Annotated in this window: 14 protein-coding genes; 5 read left to right on the top strand and 9 right to left on the bottom strand. The window is 71.5% G+C overall.

The window, feature by feature from the left end; genetic code table 11:
- Positions 1–32 precede the first annotated feature (32 nt).
- Both ACHBTE_RS17280 and ACHBTE_RS17275 read left to right on the top strand, forming a co-directional pair.
- The gene (locus tag ACHBTE_RS17280) at positions 33–1,031 is read left to right on the top strand and encodes an NADP-dependent oxidoreductase (RefSeq protein ID WP_394724774.1); all 999 of its coding nucleotides are present in this window, start codon (positions 33–35) and stop codon (positions 1,029–1,031) included.
- Between the two features lie 168 nt (positions 1,032–1,199).
- Entirely contained in the window at positions 1,200–1,619 is a 420-nt protein-coding gene (locus ACHBTE_RS17275) for an organic hydroperoxide resistance protein (protein ID WP_394724773.1), read from the top strand.
- 97 nt (positions 1,620–1,716) lie between these two features.
- Here ACHBTE_RS17275 and ACHBTE_RS17270 read toward each other — a convergent pair whose 3' ends face one another.
- Entirely contained in the window at positions 1,717–2,868 is a 1,152-nt protein-coding gene (locus ACHBTE_RS17270) for a serine hydrolase domain-containing protein (RefSeq protein WP_394724772.1), read from the bottom strand.
- Positions 2,869–2,877: 9 nt separating this feature from the next.
- On the bottom strand, positions 2,878–5,421 hold the full coding sequence (locus ACHBTE_RS17265) for a M14 family zinc carboxypeptidase (protein ID WP_394724771.1): 2,544 nt from the start codon (positions 5,419–5,421) through the stop codon (positions 2,878–2,880).
- A gap of 194 nt (positions 5,422–5,615) precedes the next feature.
- Here ACHBTE_RS17265 and ACHBTE_RS17260 point away from each other — a divergent pair, with 194 nt between their 5' ends.
- Positions 5,616–6,449: an EI24 domain-containing protein gene (locus ACHBTE_RS17260; protein ID WP_394724770.1), complete on the top strand. Its 834-nt coding sequence runs from the start codon at positions 5,616–5,618 to the stop codon at positions 6,447–6,449.
- 114 nt (positions 6,450–6,563) lie between these two features.
- Here ACHBTE_RS17260 and ACHBTE_RS17255 read toward each other — a convergent pair whose 3' ends face one another.
- Both ACHBTE_RS17255 and ACHBTE_RS17250 read right to left on the bottom strand, forming a co-directional pair.
- Positions 6,564–7,832 carry a pyroglutamyl peptidase gene (locus tag ACHBTE_RS17255; RefSeq protein ID WP_394724769.1) on the bottom strand — a complete coding sequence of 423 codons (1,269 nt, stop codon included), beginning with the start codon at positions 7,830–7,832 and terminating at the stop codon, positions 6,564–6,566.
- A gap of 118 nt (positions 7,833–7,950) precedes the next feature.
- The gene (locus tag ACHBTE_RS17250; RefSeq protein WP_394724767.1) at positions 7,951–8,532 is read right to left on the bottom strand and encodes a TetR/AcrR family transcriptional regulator; all 582 of its coding nucleotides are present in this window, start codon (positions 8,530–8,532) and stop codon (positions 7,951–7,953) included.
- Positions 8,533–8,634: 102 nt separating this feature from the next.
- On the opposite strand from ACHBTE_RS17250, the gene ACHBTE_RS17245 reads away from it, so the two are divergent.
- The gene (locus ACHBTE_RS17245; protein WP_394724766.1) at positions 8,635–11,073 is read left to right on the top strand and encodes a beta-glucosidase H; all 2,439 of its coding nucleotides are present in this window, start codon (positions 8,635–8,637) and stop codon (positions 11,071–11,073) included.
- Between the two features lie 105 nt (positions 11,074–11,178).
- Here ACHBTE_RS17245 and ACHBTE_RS17240 read toward each other — a convergent pair whose 3' ends face one another.
- The gene (locus ACHBTE_RS17240) at positions 11,179–12,066 is read right to left on the bottom strand and encodes an SGNH/GDSL hydrolase family protein (protein WP_394724765.1); all 888 of its coding nucleotides are present in this window, start codon (positions 12,064–12,066) and stop codon (positions 11,179–11,181) included.
- A 255-nt stretch (positions 12,067–12,321) separates the two neighbouring features.
- Between ACHBTE_RS17240 and ACHBTE_RS17235 the strand changes: the two genes are divergently transcribed.
- Positions 12,322–12,816 (top strand): DUF3145 domain-containing protein, encoded by a 495-nt coding sequence (locus ACHBTE_RS17235; protein ID WP_394724764.1) that lies wholly within the window; start codon positions 12,322–12,324, stop codon positions 12,814–12,816.
- A 155-nt stretch (positions 12,817–12,971) separates the two neighbouring features.
- Here ACHBTE_RS17235 and fabF read toward each other — a convergent pair whose 3' ends face one another.
- From fabF to ACHBTE_RS17215, 4 genes are all read right to left on the bottom strand, one after another.
- Complete coding sequence (gene fabF / locus ACHBTE_RS17230; RefSeq protein WP_394724763.1) at positions 12,972–14,243, bottom strand: beta-ketoacyl-ACP synthase II; 1,272 nt, start codon at positions 14,241–14,243, stop codon at positions 12,972–12,974.
- Positions 14,244–14,328: 85 nt separating this feature from the next.
- A complete protein-coding gene (locus ACHBTE_RS17225) occupies positions 14,329–14,577 on the bottom strand; it encodes an acyl carrier protein (protein ID WP_019067091.1) in 249 nt (82 codons plus the stop codon).
- A gap of 109 nt (positions 14,578–14,686) precedes the next feature.
- Positions 14,687–15,688, bottom strand: coding sequence for a ketoacyl-ACP synthase III (locus ACHBTE_RS17220; RefSeq protein ID WP_394724762.1), 1,002 nt, complete (start codon positions 15,686–15,688; stop codon positions 14,687–14,689).
- A gap of 14 nt (positions 15,689–15,702) precedes the next feature.
- The gene (locus ACHBTE_RS17215; protein WP_394724761.1) at positions 15,703–16,632 is read right to left on the bottom strand and encodes an ACP S-malonyltransferase; all 930 of its coding nucleotides are present in this window, start codon (positions 16,630–16,632) and stop codon (positions 15,703–15,705) included.
- Positions 16,633–16,706 lie beyond the last annotated feature (74 nt).

Raw genomic sequence — 16,706 nt, 5'->3', positions numbered from 1 at the left:
TACTGAAGTAAAAGACGAAAGGCCCGCCTCCCATGATCAACCGCGAATGGCACCTGCTGTCCCGCCCCGTCGGCTGGCCCGAGGCCAAGGACTTCGCCCTGGTCGAGGCCGAGGTTCCGGCACCCGCCGAGGGCCAGGTCCTCGTCCGGAACAAGTACGTCTCCGTCGACCCCTACATGCGCGGACGCATGTCCGCCGCCAAGTCCTACGTGGCCCCCTTCGAGCTGGGCAAGGTCATGCAGGGCGGGGCCGTGGGCGAGGTCGTCGAGTCCAACGCCGAGGGCATCGCGGTCGGCGACCACGTCCTGCACTTCTTCGGCTGGCGCGAGTACGCCGCCGTGGACGCGAAGAACGCCGTCAAGGTGGACCCGCAGGCGGCGCCCCTGTCCGCGTACCTCGGCGTCCTCGGCATGACCGGCCTCACCGCCTACGCGGGCCTGCTGCGCACCGCCGCCTTCAAGGAGGGCGACGCCGTCTTCGTCTCCGGCGCGGCCGGTGCCGTGGGCAGCCAGGTCGGGCAGATCGCCAAGCTGAAGGGCGCCTCGCGGGTCATCGGGTCGGCCGGCTCCGACGACAAGGTCAAGCTCCTCGTCGAGGAGTACGGCTTCGACGCCGCCTTCAACTACAAGAACGGCCCCGTCGCCGAGCAGCTGCGCGAAGCCGCGCCCGACGGCATCGACGTCTACTTCGACAACGTCGGCGGCGATCACCTGGAGGCGGCCATCGGCCGGCTCAACCGGGACGGCCGGATCGCCGTCTGCGGCATGATCTCGGTCTACAACAACACCGAGCCCGCCCCCGGCCCGAAGAACCTCGCCCGGCTGATCCAGACCCGTGGCCGCATCGAGGGCTTCCTGGTCGGCGACCACTACGACCTCCAGCCGCAGTTCGTCCAGGAGGTCGGCCCCTGGGTCGCCTCGGGGCAGCTGAAGTACCGCGAGACGGTCGTCGAGGGCATCGAGAACAACCTGGAGGCGTTCCTCGGGGTCCTGCGCGGTGACAACACCGGGAAGATGATCGTCAAGCTCTGAGCCCGGCACGGCACGGCACGGCACGACCCGGCACGGCACGGCACGGCACGGCCGGCACAGGCGGCCGGGAGGGCGGTTTCCTGGATTTCCGGCATGCGGTAACTTCTTTCCGAATGCTGTCGCGATCGTGGGCGCGAGTCGCGGCGGACCGAGGAGGAAGACAACCGCATGTCCATCCAGCAGTCCGACGTCCTGTACACCGCCGTCGCCACCGCCGAGAACGGCCGTGACGGCCGGGTCGCCACCGACGACGGCAAGCTCGACGTCGTCGTGAACCCGCCCAAGGAGATGGGCGGCAGCGGCGCCGGCACCAACCCGGAGCAGCTGTTCGCGGCCGGCTACAGCGCCTGCTTCCAGGGCGCGCTCGGCGTCGTCGCCCGTCAGGAGAACGCCGACATCTCCGGCTCCACCGTCACCGCGAAGGTCGGCGTCGGCAAGAACGACGACGGCTTCGGGATCATCGTGGAGATCTCCGCCGAGATCCCGGGCGTCGATGTGGAGACGGCCAAGGGCCTGGTGGAGAAGGCGCACCAGGTGTGCCCGTACTCGAAGGCGACGCGGGGGAACATCAGCGTGACGCTGGTGTGACGGCCTCGGTGCTCCACGGCTGAGGGCGGCCCCTGCGCGCAGGGGCCGCCCTCGCCTCGTCCCGGGCCGGCGTCAACAACGCTCGTGATCAATACACCTAGCTCGCGAGCGCCGCCTCGTGCACCACCTTCACCAGCCGGTCGTTCTCCGGAGCCGCCCCGCCCGGGAAGGCGTACCGGCGGCGGGTGTAGCCGTAGGCCAGGCCGCTGCGGGGGTCCGCGAAGGCCTGGGAGCCGCCCGCGCCGGCGTGTCCGAACGCCCCGGCGCCCAGGAACGGGTACCAGGGGTCGGAGACCGCCGCGAAGCCGAGCCCGAAGGACTTATGGGTCCGGGACACCAGGTCGTACCCCGTGGAATGGATCTGGCCCACCTCGGCGACCGTGTCCGGCTTCAGCAGCGGCGGGCGCCCGTCGACCTCGCTGATCGCCGCCGCGTACATCCCGGCCAGCCCGCGCGCGGCGGCGACCCCGCCGGCCGAGGCCGGCCCCTTGGCGCGCACGGTACGGGAGTTGGCGTGGCCCACCAGATCCATCGGCTCCGGCACATGCGTGTTGAACGCGATCGACGCCAGCGTGTGCGGACCCCGCGGCATCGCGTCCAGTTCGGCCTGCTGCTCGGGTGTGGGCAGCATCGGCTGGACCGACCGGAACCGCGGCTCCAGCGCCTGGGGGAGGCCGAGGTGGAAGTCCAGGCCGTACGGGGCGCGGATCCGGTCCTCGTACACCTGCTGGAGCGTACGGCCCGTCGCCCGCCGTACGACCTCGCCCGTCAGCGCGCCGATGACGAACCCGTGATAGCCGAAGGCGGTGCCCGGGCGCCAGAACGGGCGCTGCCCGGCGAGGCGTTCGGCGATCACCCGGTCGTCGGCCAGCTCCTCCTCGGTGAACCCGGCGTCGAGCCCGACCACCCCCGCCCGGTGCGCGAGCAGCTCGCGCAGCGTGACGGCACCCTTGCCCTCGGCCGCGAACTCCGGCCAGTAGTAAGCGACTTCACGGTCCAGTTCCAGTACGCCGTCCTGGACCAGAAGCGCCACCACCAGATGAGCCGCGCCCTTCGTGGACGAGAAGACCCCGTAGAGGGAGTCGGCCTCGGCGCCGGGCCCGGTCCACAGGTCGACGACCCGCCGGCCGTGCACATGGGCGCACAACTGGCCCTCGTAGTCGGGACGTTCCTGCGCCACGAACGCGGCGAACTCCGCTCGTACCGCCTCGAAACCCTCCGCGACCGTGCCGTGTATCTCCAGTGCCATCCGCTCTCCTCACCCGGTGCCCATGGTGTGTGCCATGGCGAACAACGCCCTTCCCACCTGCGCGAATTCCCCCTTCGGGTGGTCCCGGAAGAGCGGCTGCGTGCCGAACAGCACAGCCCGGGGTCCGCTTACCACCGACGCCTGGCCGGCCGCGTCCGACGGTCCGCCGGAGCCGTCCTGCGAGGGCCGCCAGTGTCCGGAGACCAGCGGGTTCCCGGGCGCGTACGACTGCTCCACCCGCACCCCCGGCCCCAGGTCGGTGAACCACATCGGCGCGTACACGAAGCCGTGGTCCGGAGCACCGCTCATCAGGGGGCCGGTGGAGTTGCGCACCCGCACCACGCCGTTGGCGTCGCCGTTGCCCTCGACGGGCTTCGCGGCCAGCAGCCCGGTCGCCGAGCCGAGCGCGGCACCCTGGGCACCGCGGCCGACCAGGCCGTGCCCGCCGAGGAAGGCGTCGAGGGCGCTACGGGCGTCACCGTCGAGGCCGTCGCGGTCGAGCCCGGTCGACACGAACAGCACATCCACCGACGACCAGTCGAAACCGGCGTTCAGAACGCCCGTCGAGACCGGCGTGACGTCGAAGTTCATCTCCCGCAGCGCGAACAGCTCACCCGGGGTGACGGCCGCGGCGACGCGGGTGCGGTGCAGGGGCGTGCCGCCGGTGCGCCGCGTCGCGTGGAAGGCGACGTCGTACGTCCGGGCCGCCCGCGCCGCCTGCCGACGCGCGGAACCCGGCACGATCGCGCTGCCGTCGGCGGCCCGGCGTGCCTGGACACCCTCGCGCAGCAGGGAGTTGAGCGCGGCGACCTCGTTCGGGTCGTCGAGCCGCAGCCGCAGGTCGCCGTGCGGGGCGGTGTACGCGACGGAGGCCGCCGCACGGACCGGACGCAGGACGCCGTACGGCATCCCGGGCAGGGTGGCGACGGTCGCGCCCCACAGCCGGCCCAGGCTCCAGCCCGAGATGTCGTACATCGCCGAGACCCGGTCGCTGATGTCCCGCCCGTCCGCGAGAAGCGCGTTCGCCAGGCCGCGTTTGGGCTGGCGCATGTCGATGACGTAGGAACCCTTGGCGTACGTCCTGCCGCCGATCCGGAAGGGGTGGGACGCCCGGGTGACCCGTATGTCGTTGGCCAGGAGGTGGCCGACGAGCCGGGCGCCCGCGGTGCCCGAGGGCGGGATGACGTAGGCGCGGGGGAACGTCGTGGTGTAGACGTCCTCGGGGCCGATGCCGGGGACGCCCGGAACCGTCTTCTCGGACACCGGCACCTGGGCGGCGCCCGCGGCGCCGCGGCGGAACACCTCGATCTGGTCGGCGAGCAGCGAGGTGCGCTCGGACCGCACGAAGTCGAGGGTGGCGCGCAGCGCGGCCCCGGCGACATCGACGTTGACCGCCGCGCGCCGGCGCAGCTCGGGGACCGGCAGCGAGGTGTAGGCGCTGTTGTTCACCGTCAGCGGGATCTCCACCGTGTGCGCGGCGACCGTGCCGTGGTAGACCGCGTACTGCGGGGTGAAGATCGGCGGCCAGTCGTCCCAGCCCTCCTCCTGGTCCCGGAACGGGATCTGCGCGGGCTGCACGCCGTCCTTCTCGGGCGTGTGGCCGAGGCCGTTGACGGCGGCCTCCATGCCGAGGGCGTTGGCGTAGGTGTTCTTCAGGAACAGGTCGTACTCGTAGTTCTCGCCGTGCGGGGGAGTGGTCGGCTCGATCAGGGTGCCGTTGACATAGCCGTGCAGGTCCAGCATGACGGCCGGCTGCTTGGTGACCATGATCTGCCGCATCGCCCGCACCTCGGGCTGCGAGGCGGTGACGAAGTCCCGGTTCATGTCGAAGCCGTTCGCGTTCGCGCGGGTTCCGGCGATACGGCCGTCCGGGTTGGCGGTGACGTTGAAGTAGAGACGGCTGTGCGCGAGGAGGTCGCGGGTGCGGCCGTCCTCCGCCCGGGCGAGCTTCTCGATGAGCTTCAGGGAGGCGTCCGTACCCTCCCATTCGTTGCCGTGGATGTTGTTGTTGAAGAAGACGGGGGTCTTGTACGTCTTCCTGATCTCGCGGGACTTGGCGGCGAGGGCGGGCGCCCGCTCGATCAGCTCCCGCATCCGGGCCTGCGCCCGGGACTCACGGGCGCTCTCCGGGGCGGTGACGGTGACGAGATAGAGCCGGTGCCCGCCCGCCGAGCGCCCCGCGACCTCGACGCTCACCCGGTCACCGAGCTTCTGAAGGGCGTTCAGCTTCGGCGCGATCGCGTGGTACGGGGTGAGGCCGAGCTTGATGGACTTGTCGGCCGGGTTCTCCGGGTCCGGGGTGAGGACCTGCCGCCGGGGGTAACCACGGCTGTCGTCGGTGATCGCGCCGGAGGCCGACTCGGCGGTGCCGAGAGCCCGTCGGGCGGCGCTCTCCGGCGTCCGCGCCGGCTGCTCGTCGAGCGCGGCCTCGCGATGGACCGGGGGCCGGGGCTCCGCCGCCGCGCTGTACGGGGTGAGCAGGGACCCCGCCGTGGTGAGGGCGAGGGCGGTGAACAGTAACGGTCTCGCAGAAACGCTTCTCTTGGTGCGCACGCGTACCTCCTCCGGGAACGACCATGGATCGGTACGGCGAGGTCTACCTGTTCGACTCACCGGCAACAAGAGGGACTTGGTGTCACGGAGGCTCCCGACGAGGAGTCCCCGCTGCCGGTGCCCCGGGCGGTCGGTGACCGGCTCCCGAAGCGGCTGTGACGGGTGTGTGACACGGCCCGGCTAAAGTGCCCCTCATGCGTGATCTCGGGGTCGGTTTCAGGTATCTGCTCAAGGGCCAGCGATGGGTGGCCCGGCACGGCAAGCAGTACGGGTTCGGTTTGATCCCGGGGCTCATCACCCTCGTCCTGTACGGGGCGGCGCTCGTCGCGCTCGCGCTGTGGGGCGAGGACCTGGTGTCCTGGTCGACGCCGTTCGCCGACGACTGGGCGAGCCCCTGGCAGGGCCTGTTCCGCGGCTTCCTCACCGCCGTGCTGTTCGCCCTGGGCCTGCTCCTGTCCGTCGTCACCTTCACCGCCGTCACGCTGCTGATCGGCCAGCCCTTCTACGAGAACCTCTCCGAGAAGGTCGACCGGGACGTCTCCCCGGACGGCTTCGCCCCCGAGTCCGGCCTGCCGCTCTGGCGCGAGCTGTGGATCTCGGCCCGCGACAGCCTGCGGATCGTGCTGCGCGCCGCCGTCTGGGGTGTGCTGCTCTTCGCCCTCGGCTTCATCCCGTTCGTCGGCCAGACGGTCGTCCCGGTGGTCGGCGTTGTCGTCACCGGCTTCTTCCTCACCGAGGAGCTCACGGCCGTCGCCCTCCAGCGCCGCCGGGTGGAACTGCGCGACCGCCTCGCCGCGCTCCGCTCCCGCAAGACCCTGGTGTGGGGCTTCGGCACACCGCTCGCCCTGGCCTTCCTGGTGCCGTTCGTGGCGGTGTTCCTGATGCCGGGCGCGGTGGCGGGGGCGACGCTGATGGCACGGGAGCTGATGGGCGAGGAGACCGTGGAGACCGGGGAGGGGACGGGCGGGGAGGACACCGCCGCCCCTTTTGACGCCGGGCCGAGCACCTTCAGCCCGTCCGGCGTCTGAGGACGAGGCCCTTTCAAGGCCGAAGCGGGAGTCCGGAGCGGAAGTCCGAAGGCGGGGGCCTGGGGGCGGCGGCCCCCGGACCCGACGACGGCGACCGCGAGCCGGGTGCGGTGCCTAGGACACCGGCGTCCCGTCGAGTGCGGCCCGCACGAGGGCCCGCACCTGGGCGATGATGTCCAGCCGGTTCCGCACGAACTCGGGGTCCGTCACCGCACCCGTCCCCGGATCGGTGTTCCCCGCCCCGAACTGGAGCACCGGCGTGTGCACATGCCCGCCCGGCAGCGTGTCGTGCAGCCCGAGCCGGTCCCGCAGCAGCGTCGCCCGGTAGGCGATCTCGTTGGACAGATAGTCCCCGCCGCCCCCGGCCCGCGCCGTCGAACCGGGCGTCGGACCGTCCGGCCGTACCACGGCCTGCGTGCCGCCCGCCGGGATCTCGGTCACGCTCGTGTTGTCGTACACGGGGAAACGCCCCGTGCCGGCGGCCACCATCGCCTCGTACGGCAGGGTCGTCGTCGTCCACTGCGGCTGCGAGGCCGGGTCGGCGACCGGGACCGTCTCGGTGCGTGAGACGTTGTCGTTGTCGGGGAAGCCACCCCGCCACGCCCCGTTGGTCCGCTCGATGTCGAACCGCCCGACGCGCCCCTGGCTGACGGTCGTGAACAGATCGGCCTTCGCCAGGTGAGGCCGCAGCGTCCGTTCCACCGTGCCGTCCGCGAAATCCTGCCAGCGCACCGGGAACACGGCGGTCTCCACCCGTGCGGGCCCCTCGGCCGTCTCGATGACCGTGCCGTCGAGGGCGAGCGCCGTGGCCCCGGACGGGTTGGAGATACGGATGTCACGGTCCAGGGTGAACGGGTCGAACCCGGTGAGCAGCACCCGCCGGACGACAGGGTCACCGCCCCGGCGATGCCTGATGTCGGACTGGCCGCGCGACGCCCGCTCCAACGCGTCGGTCAGCGCGGCCCGTTGTATCGCGCTCAGCTCGAACCCCGGCTCCCAGGTACGCACCTGACGCGTCATCGCGAGCCGCGCCCAGTACAGCGGCCGGTCGTCGTCCCGGCTCAGATCACCGCCGTCCGGCCCCCGCCCCTGCGCCCGGTCGACGGCCCGTCGCCACAGCGCCGACCCTTCGCGCTCGACGACATGGCGGGCCCGGGCGTAGGAGCCCGCGGCGGCGAGGTCCCGGGTGAACTCCCGCGTCGCCGCGTCGAACCCGGAGCGGCGCAGGATCTCCTGAGGGACCGTCCTGTCGAGGCGCCGCTCCTCGACGGTCGGTGAGCCTGCCGTGCCGGCGGTTGCCGCCCCCGCCGTTGTCGTGGGCACCGAGAGCCCGGTGAGCAGGGCCAGGCCGAGGATGCCTGTGCGAACGCGTAGGGAATTCAAAGGCGTTCCGGTCCTTCCGTCACGTGGGGGGTGAAGCCGGGTCGGGTGGGACGCCGGAAGTATCGCGTGACGGAAGAGGTCTACGCCATGGTGCCGAGGGTGCTGAGGGGCGGAGCGGTCAGTTCACGTCCTCGCCCAGCAGCCCGAGGAAGTCCCGGAACGCGCCCGGCATGTCCACCGACTCGGGGTCCAGGAGCCACTGGTACTGAAGGCCGTCCATGACCGCGACCAGCAGCGGGGCCGTACGCTCCGGCGTCAGGCCGTTCGGCAGCCGGTCGCCGTACTCGGCGCGCAGCACCTCCGCCATGCTCGCGCGCACGCGTGTGTACCGCTCGGCGAAGTAGCCGCGCGCCGGATGCCCCTCCGTCACGCTCTCGCCGAGCAGGGCCGAGAAGGTCTGGATGATGCCGGGCCGCATCGCGTTGTACTCGACGAGCGAGACGAGCAGATCGACCCGCCACCGGGTGTTCGGCACCGCGTCCCATTGGTCCCGCTCCTGTAGCACGGCGACGAGCAGCGCGTCCTTGGTCGGGAAGTAGTGCAGCAGCCCCTGCTGGGTGAGCCCGACCCGCTCGGCGACCGCCGCCAGGCTCGCCCCCCGGTAACCGCGCTCGGCGATCACCTCCAGAGCCGCCCGGACGATCTCGGCGCGGCGCTCCTCACTCCTGACCCTCGCGTTCATGGCGTCACCGTACGGCATGCCTCCGAAGAGAATATAACAGCAGGGTTACGAAACCTACCGGACTACAGGTAGCGATGCCAGGATGGCGCCACACCCCGGACCCAACGAGGAGGCACCGCCATGGCGAAAACCCCTACCCAGGCCGACGAGGCACGCGAGGCGGCCGTCGAGGCGGCACTCGCCCGGCTCGACCTGGCCGCGAAGGCACGGCTGCTCGGTGGTCAGGACATGTGGACGCTGCCCGCGCTCCCGGGGATCGGCCTGAAGTCCCTCGTCATGTCCGACGGCCCGATCGGCGTCCGGGGGGTTCGCTGGACCGCCGACGACCCGTCCGTCGCCCTGCCCTCGCCGACCGCGCTCGCCGCCTCCTGGGACCCCGAACTCGTTCACGCCGCCGGGGTGTTGCTCGCCCAGGAGGCCCGCCGCAAGGGCGTCCACGTGCTGCTCGCCCCCACGGTCAATCTGCACCGCTCCCCGCTCGGCGGCCGGCACTTCGAGGCGTACAGCGAGGACCCGTATCTGACGGGGACCATCGGCGCGGGCTATGTGAACGGCGTCCAGTCCGGCGGCGTAGGCACCACGGTCAAGCATTTCGTCGCCAACGACGCCGAGACCGAGCGCTTCACGGTGAACAACACCATCGGCGAACGCGCCCTGCGCGAGCTGTACCTCGCCCCCTTCGAGCACATCGTCGAAAACGCCCACCCCTGGGGCATCATGACCGCCTACAACGGGGTCAACGGCACGACGATGACCGAGCACCACCACCTGGTGAACGAGGTGCTGCGCGACGAGTGGGGCTTCGACGGCTTCAACGTCTCCGACTGGATGGCCGCCCGGTCCACCACCGGCGCGATCGAGGGCGGCCTGGATGTCGCCATGCCCGGCCCGCAGACGGTCTACGGCGAACCCCTCGCCCAGGCCGTCCGGGACGGAAGGCTCACCGAGGCCAAGGTCGACGACGCCGTCCGCAACGTCCTCAGGCTCGCCGCCCGCGTCGGCATCCTCGACGGCGCCGAACCGGTCGTCACCGAGCCGCCCGCGACCGTCGACGGCAACGCGCTGGCCCGCGAGATCGCCCGCCGCTCCTTCGTCCTGCTCCGCAACGAGGACGGTGTCCTCCCGCTGCGCCCGAACGGCACGGTCGCGCTGATCGGCGCCGCCGCCCGGGACGCCCGCATCCTCGGCGGCGGCTCCGCCACGGTCTTCCCCGACCGGATCGTCTCCCCGCTCGACGGCCTGACCGCCGCCCTCCCCGAGAACGCCCTCACCTACGCCGTGGGCGCCGACCCGAACACCGAACTCGCCGTCGCCGACAAGGGATTCGCGCTGCGTGCCGTGTGCCGGGACGCCGACGGCAACGTCATCGGCACCGTCCCGGCGCCGAACGGCCAGATCCAGTGGATGGGTACCGACCTGCCCGACGGCGTCACCCACGACCTGCTGCACAGCGTCGAGCTGACCGGCACCTTCACCCCTCGCGACACCGGCGCGCACACCTTCGGCATCCGGGGCACCGGCGCCTTCACGCTCACCGTCGACGGCACCACCTGCTACGACGACGTCCAGCGCCCCGCAAAGGCCGACCCCTTCATCACCCTCTTCGGCGCCCCGGTGCCGTGCGCGCAGCCCGAACTCACCGCCGGCCAACCCGTCGAGGTCTGCCTGACCCATGTCGTCGAGTTCCCCGAGGGCATCCCGATGAAGGTCGTCGCATTCTCGCTCGCCCACCAGGAGCCGCAGCGCGACGCGGACGAGCTGATCGCCGAGGCCGTCGAGGCGGCCCGGAACGCCGACACCGCCGTCGTCGTGGTCGCCACCACCGACCGCGTCGAGTCCGAAGGCTTCGACCGCACCGACCTGGCCCTGCCCGGCCGCCAGGACGACCTGGTCCGCGCGGTCGCCGCCGCCAACCCGAACACCGTCGTGGTCGTCAACTCCGGCTCCCCGGTGGAACTGCCCTGGCGCGAGGACGTCGCCGCCGTCCTGCTGAGCTGGTTCCCCGGCCAGGAGGGCGGCTTGGCCCTCGCGGACGTCCTCACCGGCACCCATGAGCCCGGCGGACGCCTGCCCACCACCTGGGGCTCCCTGGCCGACGCCCCCGTCACCGAGGTACACCCCTCGGCCGGTGAACTCCCCTACACCGAGGGCGTCTTCATCGGCTACCGCGCCTGGGAGAAGGAGGGCCGCTTCCCCGCGTACCCCTTCGGGCACGGCCTCGGCTACACCGACTGGGCCTATGAGTCGGCCGAGGCCGAGGGCACCACGGTCACCGTGCGCCTGCGCAACCGCGGGGAGCGCGCGGGCCGCGAAGTCGTCCAGGTCTACCTGGCGCCGGGCGAACCGGACGCCGACCGCCCCGCGCGCTGGCTGGCCGGGTACACGGCCGTGACGGCAGGGCCGGGGGAGACGGTCGAGGCGGTGGTCGAGCTGCCGCGCCGGGCCTTCGAGATGTGGGACGAGCAGACGGGTGCGTGGACCTTTGTGAAGGGTTCGTACGAGATCCAGGCCGGGCGCTCGATCGCCGACCGCCGAGTGACCGTGGCCATTAACGTCTGATCCGGGAGAAGCACCCAGGAACAGCCCCGGTCCAGGACCTGACACCTGGACCGGGGCTCCCGCTCCGCTCCTCGGTGCGCGCCGGCCCCGCGCGGTCCCGTCGGCCTACTGGTGCGTGACCGTCCGGTAGGCGATCTCCGCCAGCCTCGCCTGGCCGTTCACACTCGGGTGGAACCAGTCCCACTGGCTCAGCTGCTCGGCGCCGAACCGGAAGTCGTGCACCGCGCCGTCGTCGAAGCGGCACCGCCGGTCCTTCGCACAGACCTCCTTCAGCACCTTGTTGTACGCCTCGACCCGCCCCTGCACCGTCTCGCGCCGCTGTTCGGCCGCGGTGGTGACGGAGTCCGGGTCGCTCAGCATCGACGGGCAGATACCGAACCCCCACACCTGCTTGCTCAGCGGGTTCGTCCGGCCCTGCTCCCACAGCCGCATCAGGTTCGGCACGCTCGCGACGAACACCTGGGCCTTGGGCAGGGCATCCCGCAGCGTGCCCATGGCGTCCTCGAACTGGGTGCGGAAGTCCGCCACCGGGGTCATCGCGTCGGTCGTCGCGCGGCAGGCGTCGTTCGCCCCCGCCATCACCGTCACCAGCTGCGGCTTGCGTGCCACCGCCCGGTCCAGCTGTCCGGCCACGTCGGCCATCCGGGCTCCGGTCACGGCGTAGTTCCAGCTCTGCTCGGCCGCCTTCGCCTTCCCCAGCAGCCGAACGGCGAGACTGCCGACCCGGGGACTGGTGCCGGTCGCCCAGGACGCCTCGGGGCAGTCCGACAGGACCGCACAGGCGTCGAAGCCGGTCGTGATGGAGTCGCCCACGGCCGCGATCGAGTCAGGGCTGCGATCCCAGACCGGCGTCGGCTTCGAACGCCCGCTCTGCGCACGGGTGTCCGACGGTGCCGGCTCGTCGCCCCCGACCGCGTCACAGCCGGCGACGCCGACGACGGCCGCGGTCACAGCGGCGAAGACAGCGTGTGAAACGTGCCGTCGCTTGCGCATGCCCGGTCCATCCCCTCGTTCGGCCCCGTCATGGTCTTCAACCCATGACAACGCACCAGGGTTCCCGCCCGGCTCATGCAACGGCTCACACCCGTACAAGCGTCCTGCCGGGTGAAACCCGAACGTTTGGCGGCGTCCGGACCGACGGTACGTCACACTCCTTGCGCCGCCGCACGGTAGCCTCGCCATCAGCGTGGCTGCCCGGCCACCATCGTCCGCCAGTTCGCAAGATGTCCGCTCAGCCCGGAGGTCCAGGTGACGACACGTGGAGTTCTGTACGTGCACTCCGCGCCGCGCGCGCTGTGCCCGCACGTCGAGTGGGCCGTCGCCGGGGTGCTCGGCACGCGCGTCAACCTCGACTGGATCCGGCAGCCGGCCGCGCCCGGCACCTGGCGCTCGGAGTTCTCCTGGCAGGGCCAGGCGGGCACCGCGTCCAAGCTGGCGTCGGCCCTGCGTGGCTGGCAGCTGCTCCGCTTCGAAGTGACGGCCGAGCCCTGCGCGAGCGCCGAGGGCGAGCGCTACAGCTGCACCCCCGACCTGGGCATCTTCCACGCCGTCACCGGCATCCACGGCGACATCCTCATCCCGGAGGACCGCCTGCGCGCCGCCCTGGCCCGCGCCCAGCGCGACGAGACGGACCTGGAAGCGGAGATCGCCAAGCTCCTGGGCAAGCCGTGGGACGACGAGCTGGAGCCGTTCAGATACGCGGGCGAGGGCGCCCCCGTGCGCTGGCTGCACCAAGTGGTCTGAAAGGCGCCCCGAGGGGCAGTGCCCTGTCTTCAGGGGCGCGGGGAACTGCGCGACCAGCCCCCACCGGCTTGCAGCCGGCCGACAACAGACGCGAAACGGCGAGTGGCCCGCCCCCGACCAGGGGTACGGGCCACTCGCCGTTCACAGCAAAGAACTCAGATCGTCCTGAACGCCAGCACCACGTTGTGTCCACCGAAGCCGAACGAGTCGTTCAGCGCGGCGATCCGGCCGTCGACCGGCAGCTTGCGCGCCTCACCGCGGACGACGTCGGCGTTCGCCTCGGCCTCCGGGTCCAGGTTCTCCACGTTGATGGTCGGCGGAGCCACCCGGTGGTACAGCGCGAGAACGGTCGCGACGGTCTCGACACCACCGGCACCGCCCAGCAGATGCCCCGTCATCGACTTGGTGGCCGACACGGCCATGTGGTCGGCGTCGTCCCCGAACACCTTGCGCAGCGCCTTGAGCTCGGCGATGTCACCGGCCGGCGTCGACGTCGCGTGCGCGTTGACGTGCACGATCTCCGCCGGGTCCAGGTCGGTGCGGTCCAGCAGGTTCTGCAAGGCGTGCGAGATGCCGCGGCCCTCGGGCTCCGGCTGCACGATGTCGTGCGCGTCGGCGGAGATGCCCTGCCCGACCGCCTCCGCGTACACCCGGGCCCCGCGCTTGGCGGCGTGCTCGGCGGACTCCAGGACGATCACGCCGGCGCCCTCACCGAGGACGAAGCCGTCGCGGGCGACGTCGTAGGGACGCGACGCGCCCTGCGGGTCGTCGTTGTTCTTGGACATCGCCATCATGTTGCCGAACGCGGCGATCGGCAGCGGGTGGATCGCCGCCTCCGTGCCGCCCGCGACCACGATGTCGGCGCGGCCGGTACGGATCATCTCGATGGCGTAGCCGATGGCCTCGGCGCCCGAGGCGCACGCGGAGACCGGCGTGTGCACGCCCGCACGGGCGCCCACGGCCAGACCCACGTTCGCCGACGGGCTGTTCGGCATCAGCATGGGGACGGTGTGCGGGGAGACGCGGCGAACGCCCTTCTCCTTCAGCACGTCGTACTGGTCGAGCAGCGTCGTCACACCACCGATGCCGGAGGCGATGACCGCGCCGAGGCGGTCGGGGTCGACGGAGGTGTCCTCACCGGCCCTCGCCTCGAAACCGGCGTCCTTCCAGGCCTCCTGCGCGGCGATCAGCGCGAACTGCGCCGAACGGTCCAGGCGGCGGGCCTGCGGCCGGGGAATGACCTCGGTCGGCTCCACGGCCACCGGTGCGGCGATACGGACCGCCTGCTCGGCGGCCCACTCCTGCTCCAGGGGCTTGACGCCGGACTTGCCGGCGATCAGGCCCTCCCAGGTAGAGGCTGCGTCGCCACCCAGCGGTGTGGTTGCGCCGATACCGGTGACGACCACGGTGCGATTGGTCGGGCTCACGGGAATTCTTTCTCCAAGGAATGGGGATTCAGCGGCGCCACCGCCGGGTGGCGGGGCAGTTCAGCCCTGGGACCTGATCGGTGGATCAGCCCTGGTTCTTGAGGATGTAGTCGGTCGCATCGCCGACGGTCTTGAGGTTCTTGACGTCCTCGTCGGGGATCTTGACGTCGAAGCGCTCCTCGGCGGCGACGACGACCTCGACCATGGACAGCGAGTCGACGTCCAGGTCGTCGGTGAAGGACTTGTCCAGCTGGACGTCCTCAACCGGGATGCCGGCGATCTCGTTCACGATGTCGGCGAGACCGGCGACGATCTCTTCCTGAGTGGCGGCCATCTTGGCGCTCCTTCGTAGTTGTTCAGGTTGTACAGAGAGTTTTGCGCCCGCCGCCGCAGCGGCAGGTGGTGCGTTCCCGTGCCGGCTCACAAGATCCGGCACGGAGTGCCTAGGGGAGAGTAACGACCGTGGCGGCGTATACGAGACCCGCCCCGAATCCGATGACCAGTGCGGTGTCGCCGCTCTTCGCCTCACCGGTCGCCAGGAGCCGCTCCATCGCGAGCGGGATCGAGGCGGCCGAGGTGTTGCCGGTGGTGCGCACGTCGCGGGCGACCGTGACGTGCTCCGGCAGCTTGAGTGTCTTCACCATCGAGTCGATGATCCGCTCGTTGGCCTGGTGCGGGATGAAGACGTCCAGTTCGTCCGAGGTGATCCCGGCCGCGTCCAGCGCCTGCTGGGCGACCTTCGCCATCTCGAACACGGCCCAGCGGAACACCGCCTGGCCCTCCTGCGTGATCGCAGGGAACTTGTCGACCTCGCCGGCCCGGTAGTCCGTCCACGGCACGGTCTGCTTGATCGTCTCGGACTTGTCGCCCTCGGAGCCCCAGACGGTGGGGCCGATCGCCGGCTCCTTGGCCGGGCCCACGACGACCGCGCCGGCGCCGTCACCGAACAGGAAGGCCGTCGCCCGGTCCTCCAGGTCGGTGAGGTCGCTCAGCCGCTCGACGCCGATGACGAGGACGTACTCCGCCGAGCCCTCGACGATCATGCCCTTGGCGAGGGTCAGGCCGTAGCCGAAGCCCGCGCAGCCGGCCGAGATGTCGAAGGCCGCGGCCTTGCGGGTGCCCAGCTTGTCGGCGATCTCGGTGGCGACGGCCGGGGTCTGCTTGAAGTGCGAGACCGTCGAGACGATCACGCCGCCGATCTGCTCGGCGGTGATCCCGGCGTCGGCGATCGCCTTCCCGGACGCCTCGACCGACATGGCGGCGACGGTCTCCTCGTCGTTCGCCCAGTGCCGCGTCTCGATGCCGGAGCGCGAACGGATCCACTCGTCGGAGGAGTCGATCTTCTCCAGGATCACCTCGTTCGGCACCACCCGGGTCGGGCGGTAGCCGCCGACACCGAGGATGCGCGCATACGGGGCGCCCTTGCTGGGCTTCAGCTTCGCCATGCTCGGGCTCCTTGTCAGGCGTGCTCGGCGATGAGCTCGCGAGCAGCGTCCAGGTCGTCGGGGGTCTTCAGCGCCAGGGTCCGCACACCCGGCAGCGCACGCTTGGCCAGACCGGTCAGGGTGCCGCCCGGGCACACCTCGATCAGGGCCGTCACGCCGAGCTCCTTGAAGGTCTCCATGCACAGGTCCCAGCGGACCGGGTTGGCGACCTGCCCGACGAGGCGCTCCAGCACCTCGGCGCCGGTGGTGACCGTCCGGCCGTCCTTGTTGGAGACGTAGGCGAGCCTCGGGTCGGCGGGCACGAGCGCCTTGGCGGCCTCGGCCAGCTTCTCCACCGCGGGGCCCATGTGGTGCGTGTGGAACGCGCCCGCGACCTTCAGCGGGACGACCTTGCGCACCCCCTCGGGCTTGTCCTCGTTCAGCGCGGCGAGCTGCTCCATGGTGCCGGCGGCGACGATCTGACCGGCGCCGTTGATGTTCGCCGGGGTCAGGCCGAGCTTCTCCAGGTGCGCGACGGAGACCTCCGGGTCGCCGCCGAGCAGCGCCGACATGCCGGTCTCGGTGATCGCGGCGGCCTCGGCCATCGCGAGACCCCGGGCGCGCACCAGCCGCACGGTCTCCTCGTCGGGGAGCACCCCGGCGAGCGCGGCGGCGGTGAGCTCGCCGACGCTGTGACCGGCGATGGCGCCGACCTTGCGGGGCAGCTCGGCCGGGTCGTCGAAGAGCATGTACGCGGAGGCCAGACCGGCCGCCACCAGCAGCGGCTGGGCCACCGCGGTGTCGCGGATCTCCTCCGCGTCACCCTCGGTGCCGTAGCGGACGAGGTCGAGCTGCACGGCGTCGGACCATGCCTCGAGGGCACCGCGGACACCGGGAAGTTCGAGCCAGGGGGTCAGGAAGCCGGGCGTCTGGGCGCCCTGGCCGGGAGCGACGAGTACGAGCACTCTCACACTCTCTCTTGGGGACGGCCGACGCCGCCCGTGAGGACAAGGACGAAGAACACGAAGGGGTTTTGTGG

The organism is Streptomyces sp. M41 (assembly GCF_043673425.1).
Classification (GTDB): domain Bacteria; phylum Actinomycetota; class Actinomycetes; order Streptomycetales; family Streptomycetaceae; genus Streptomyces.
Note: the sequence above shows the minus strand (reverse complement) of the source record. Positions and strands in the feature narration are given on the sequence as shown.

Bases quoted from the DNA above. Each gene is read 5' to 3' on its own strand.
- ACHBTE_RS17250 (WP_394724767.1), bottom strand. From the start codon at position 8,532: ATGCCGTACGGTGACGCCATGAACGCGAGGGTCAGGAGTGAGGAGCGC.
- ACHBTE_RS17240 (WP_394724765.1), bottom strand. From the start codon at position 12,066: ATGCGCAAGCGACGGCACGTTTCACACGCTGTCTTCGCCGCTGTGACC.
- ACHBTE_RS17260 (WP_394724770.1), top strand. From the start codon at position 5,616: ATGCGTGATCTCGGGGTCGGTTTCAGGTATCTGCTCAAGGGCCAGCGA.
- ACHBTE_RS17275 (WP_394724773.1), top strand. From the start codon at position 1,200: ATGTCCATCCAGCAGTCCGACGTCCTGTACACCGCCGTCGCCACCGCC.
- ACHBTE_RS17225 (WP_019067091.1), bottom strand. From the start codon at position 14,577: ATGGCCGCCACTCAGGAAGAGATCGTCGCCGGTCTCGCCGACATCGTG.
- ACHBTE_RS17220 (WP_394724762.1), bottom strand. From the start codon at position 15,688: ATGGCGAAGCTGAAGCCCAGCAAGGGCGCCCCGTATGCGCGCATCCTC.
- ACHBTE_RS17270 (WP_394724772.1), bottom strand. From the start codon at position 2,868: ATGGCACTGGAGATACACGGCACGGTCGCGGAGGGTTTCGAGGCGGTA.
- ACHBTE_RS17280 (WP_394724774.1), top strand. From the start codon at position 33: ATGATCAACCGCGAATGGCACCTGCTGTCCCGCCCCGTCGGCTGGCCC.
- ACHBTE_RS17245 (WP_394724766.1), top strand. From the start codon at position 8,635: ATGGCGAAAACCCCTACCCAGGCCGACGAGGCACGCGAGGCGGCCGTC.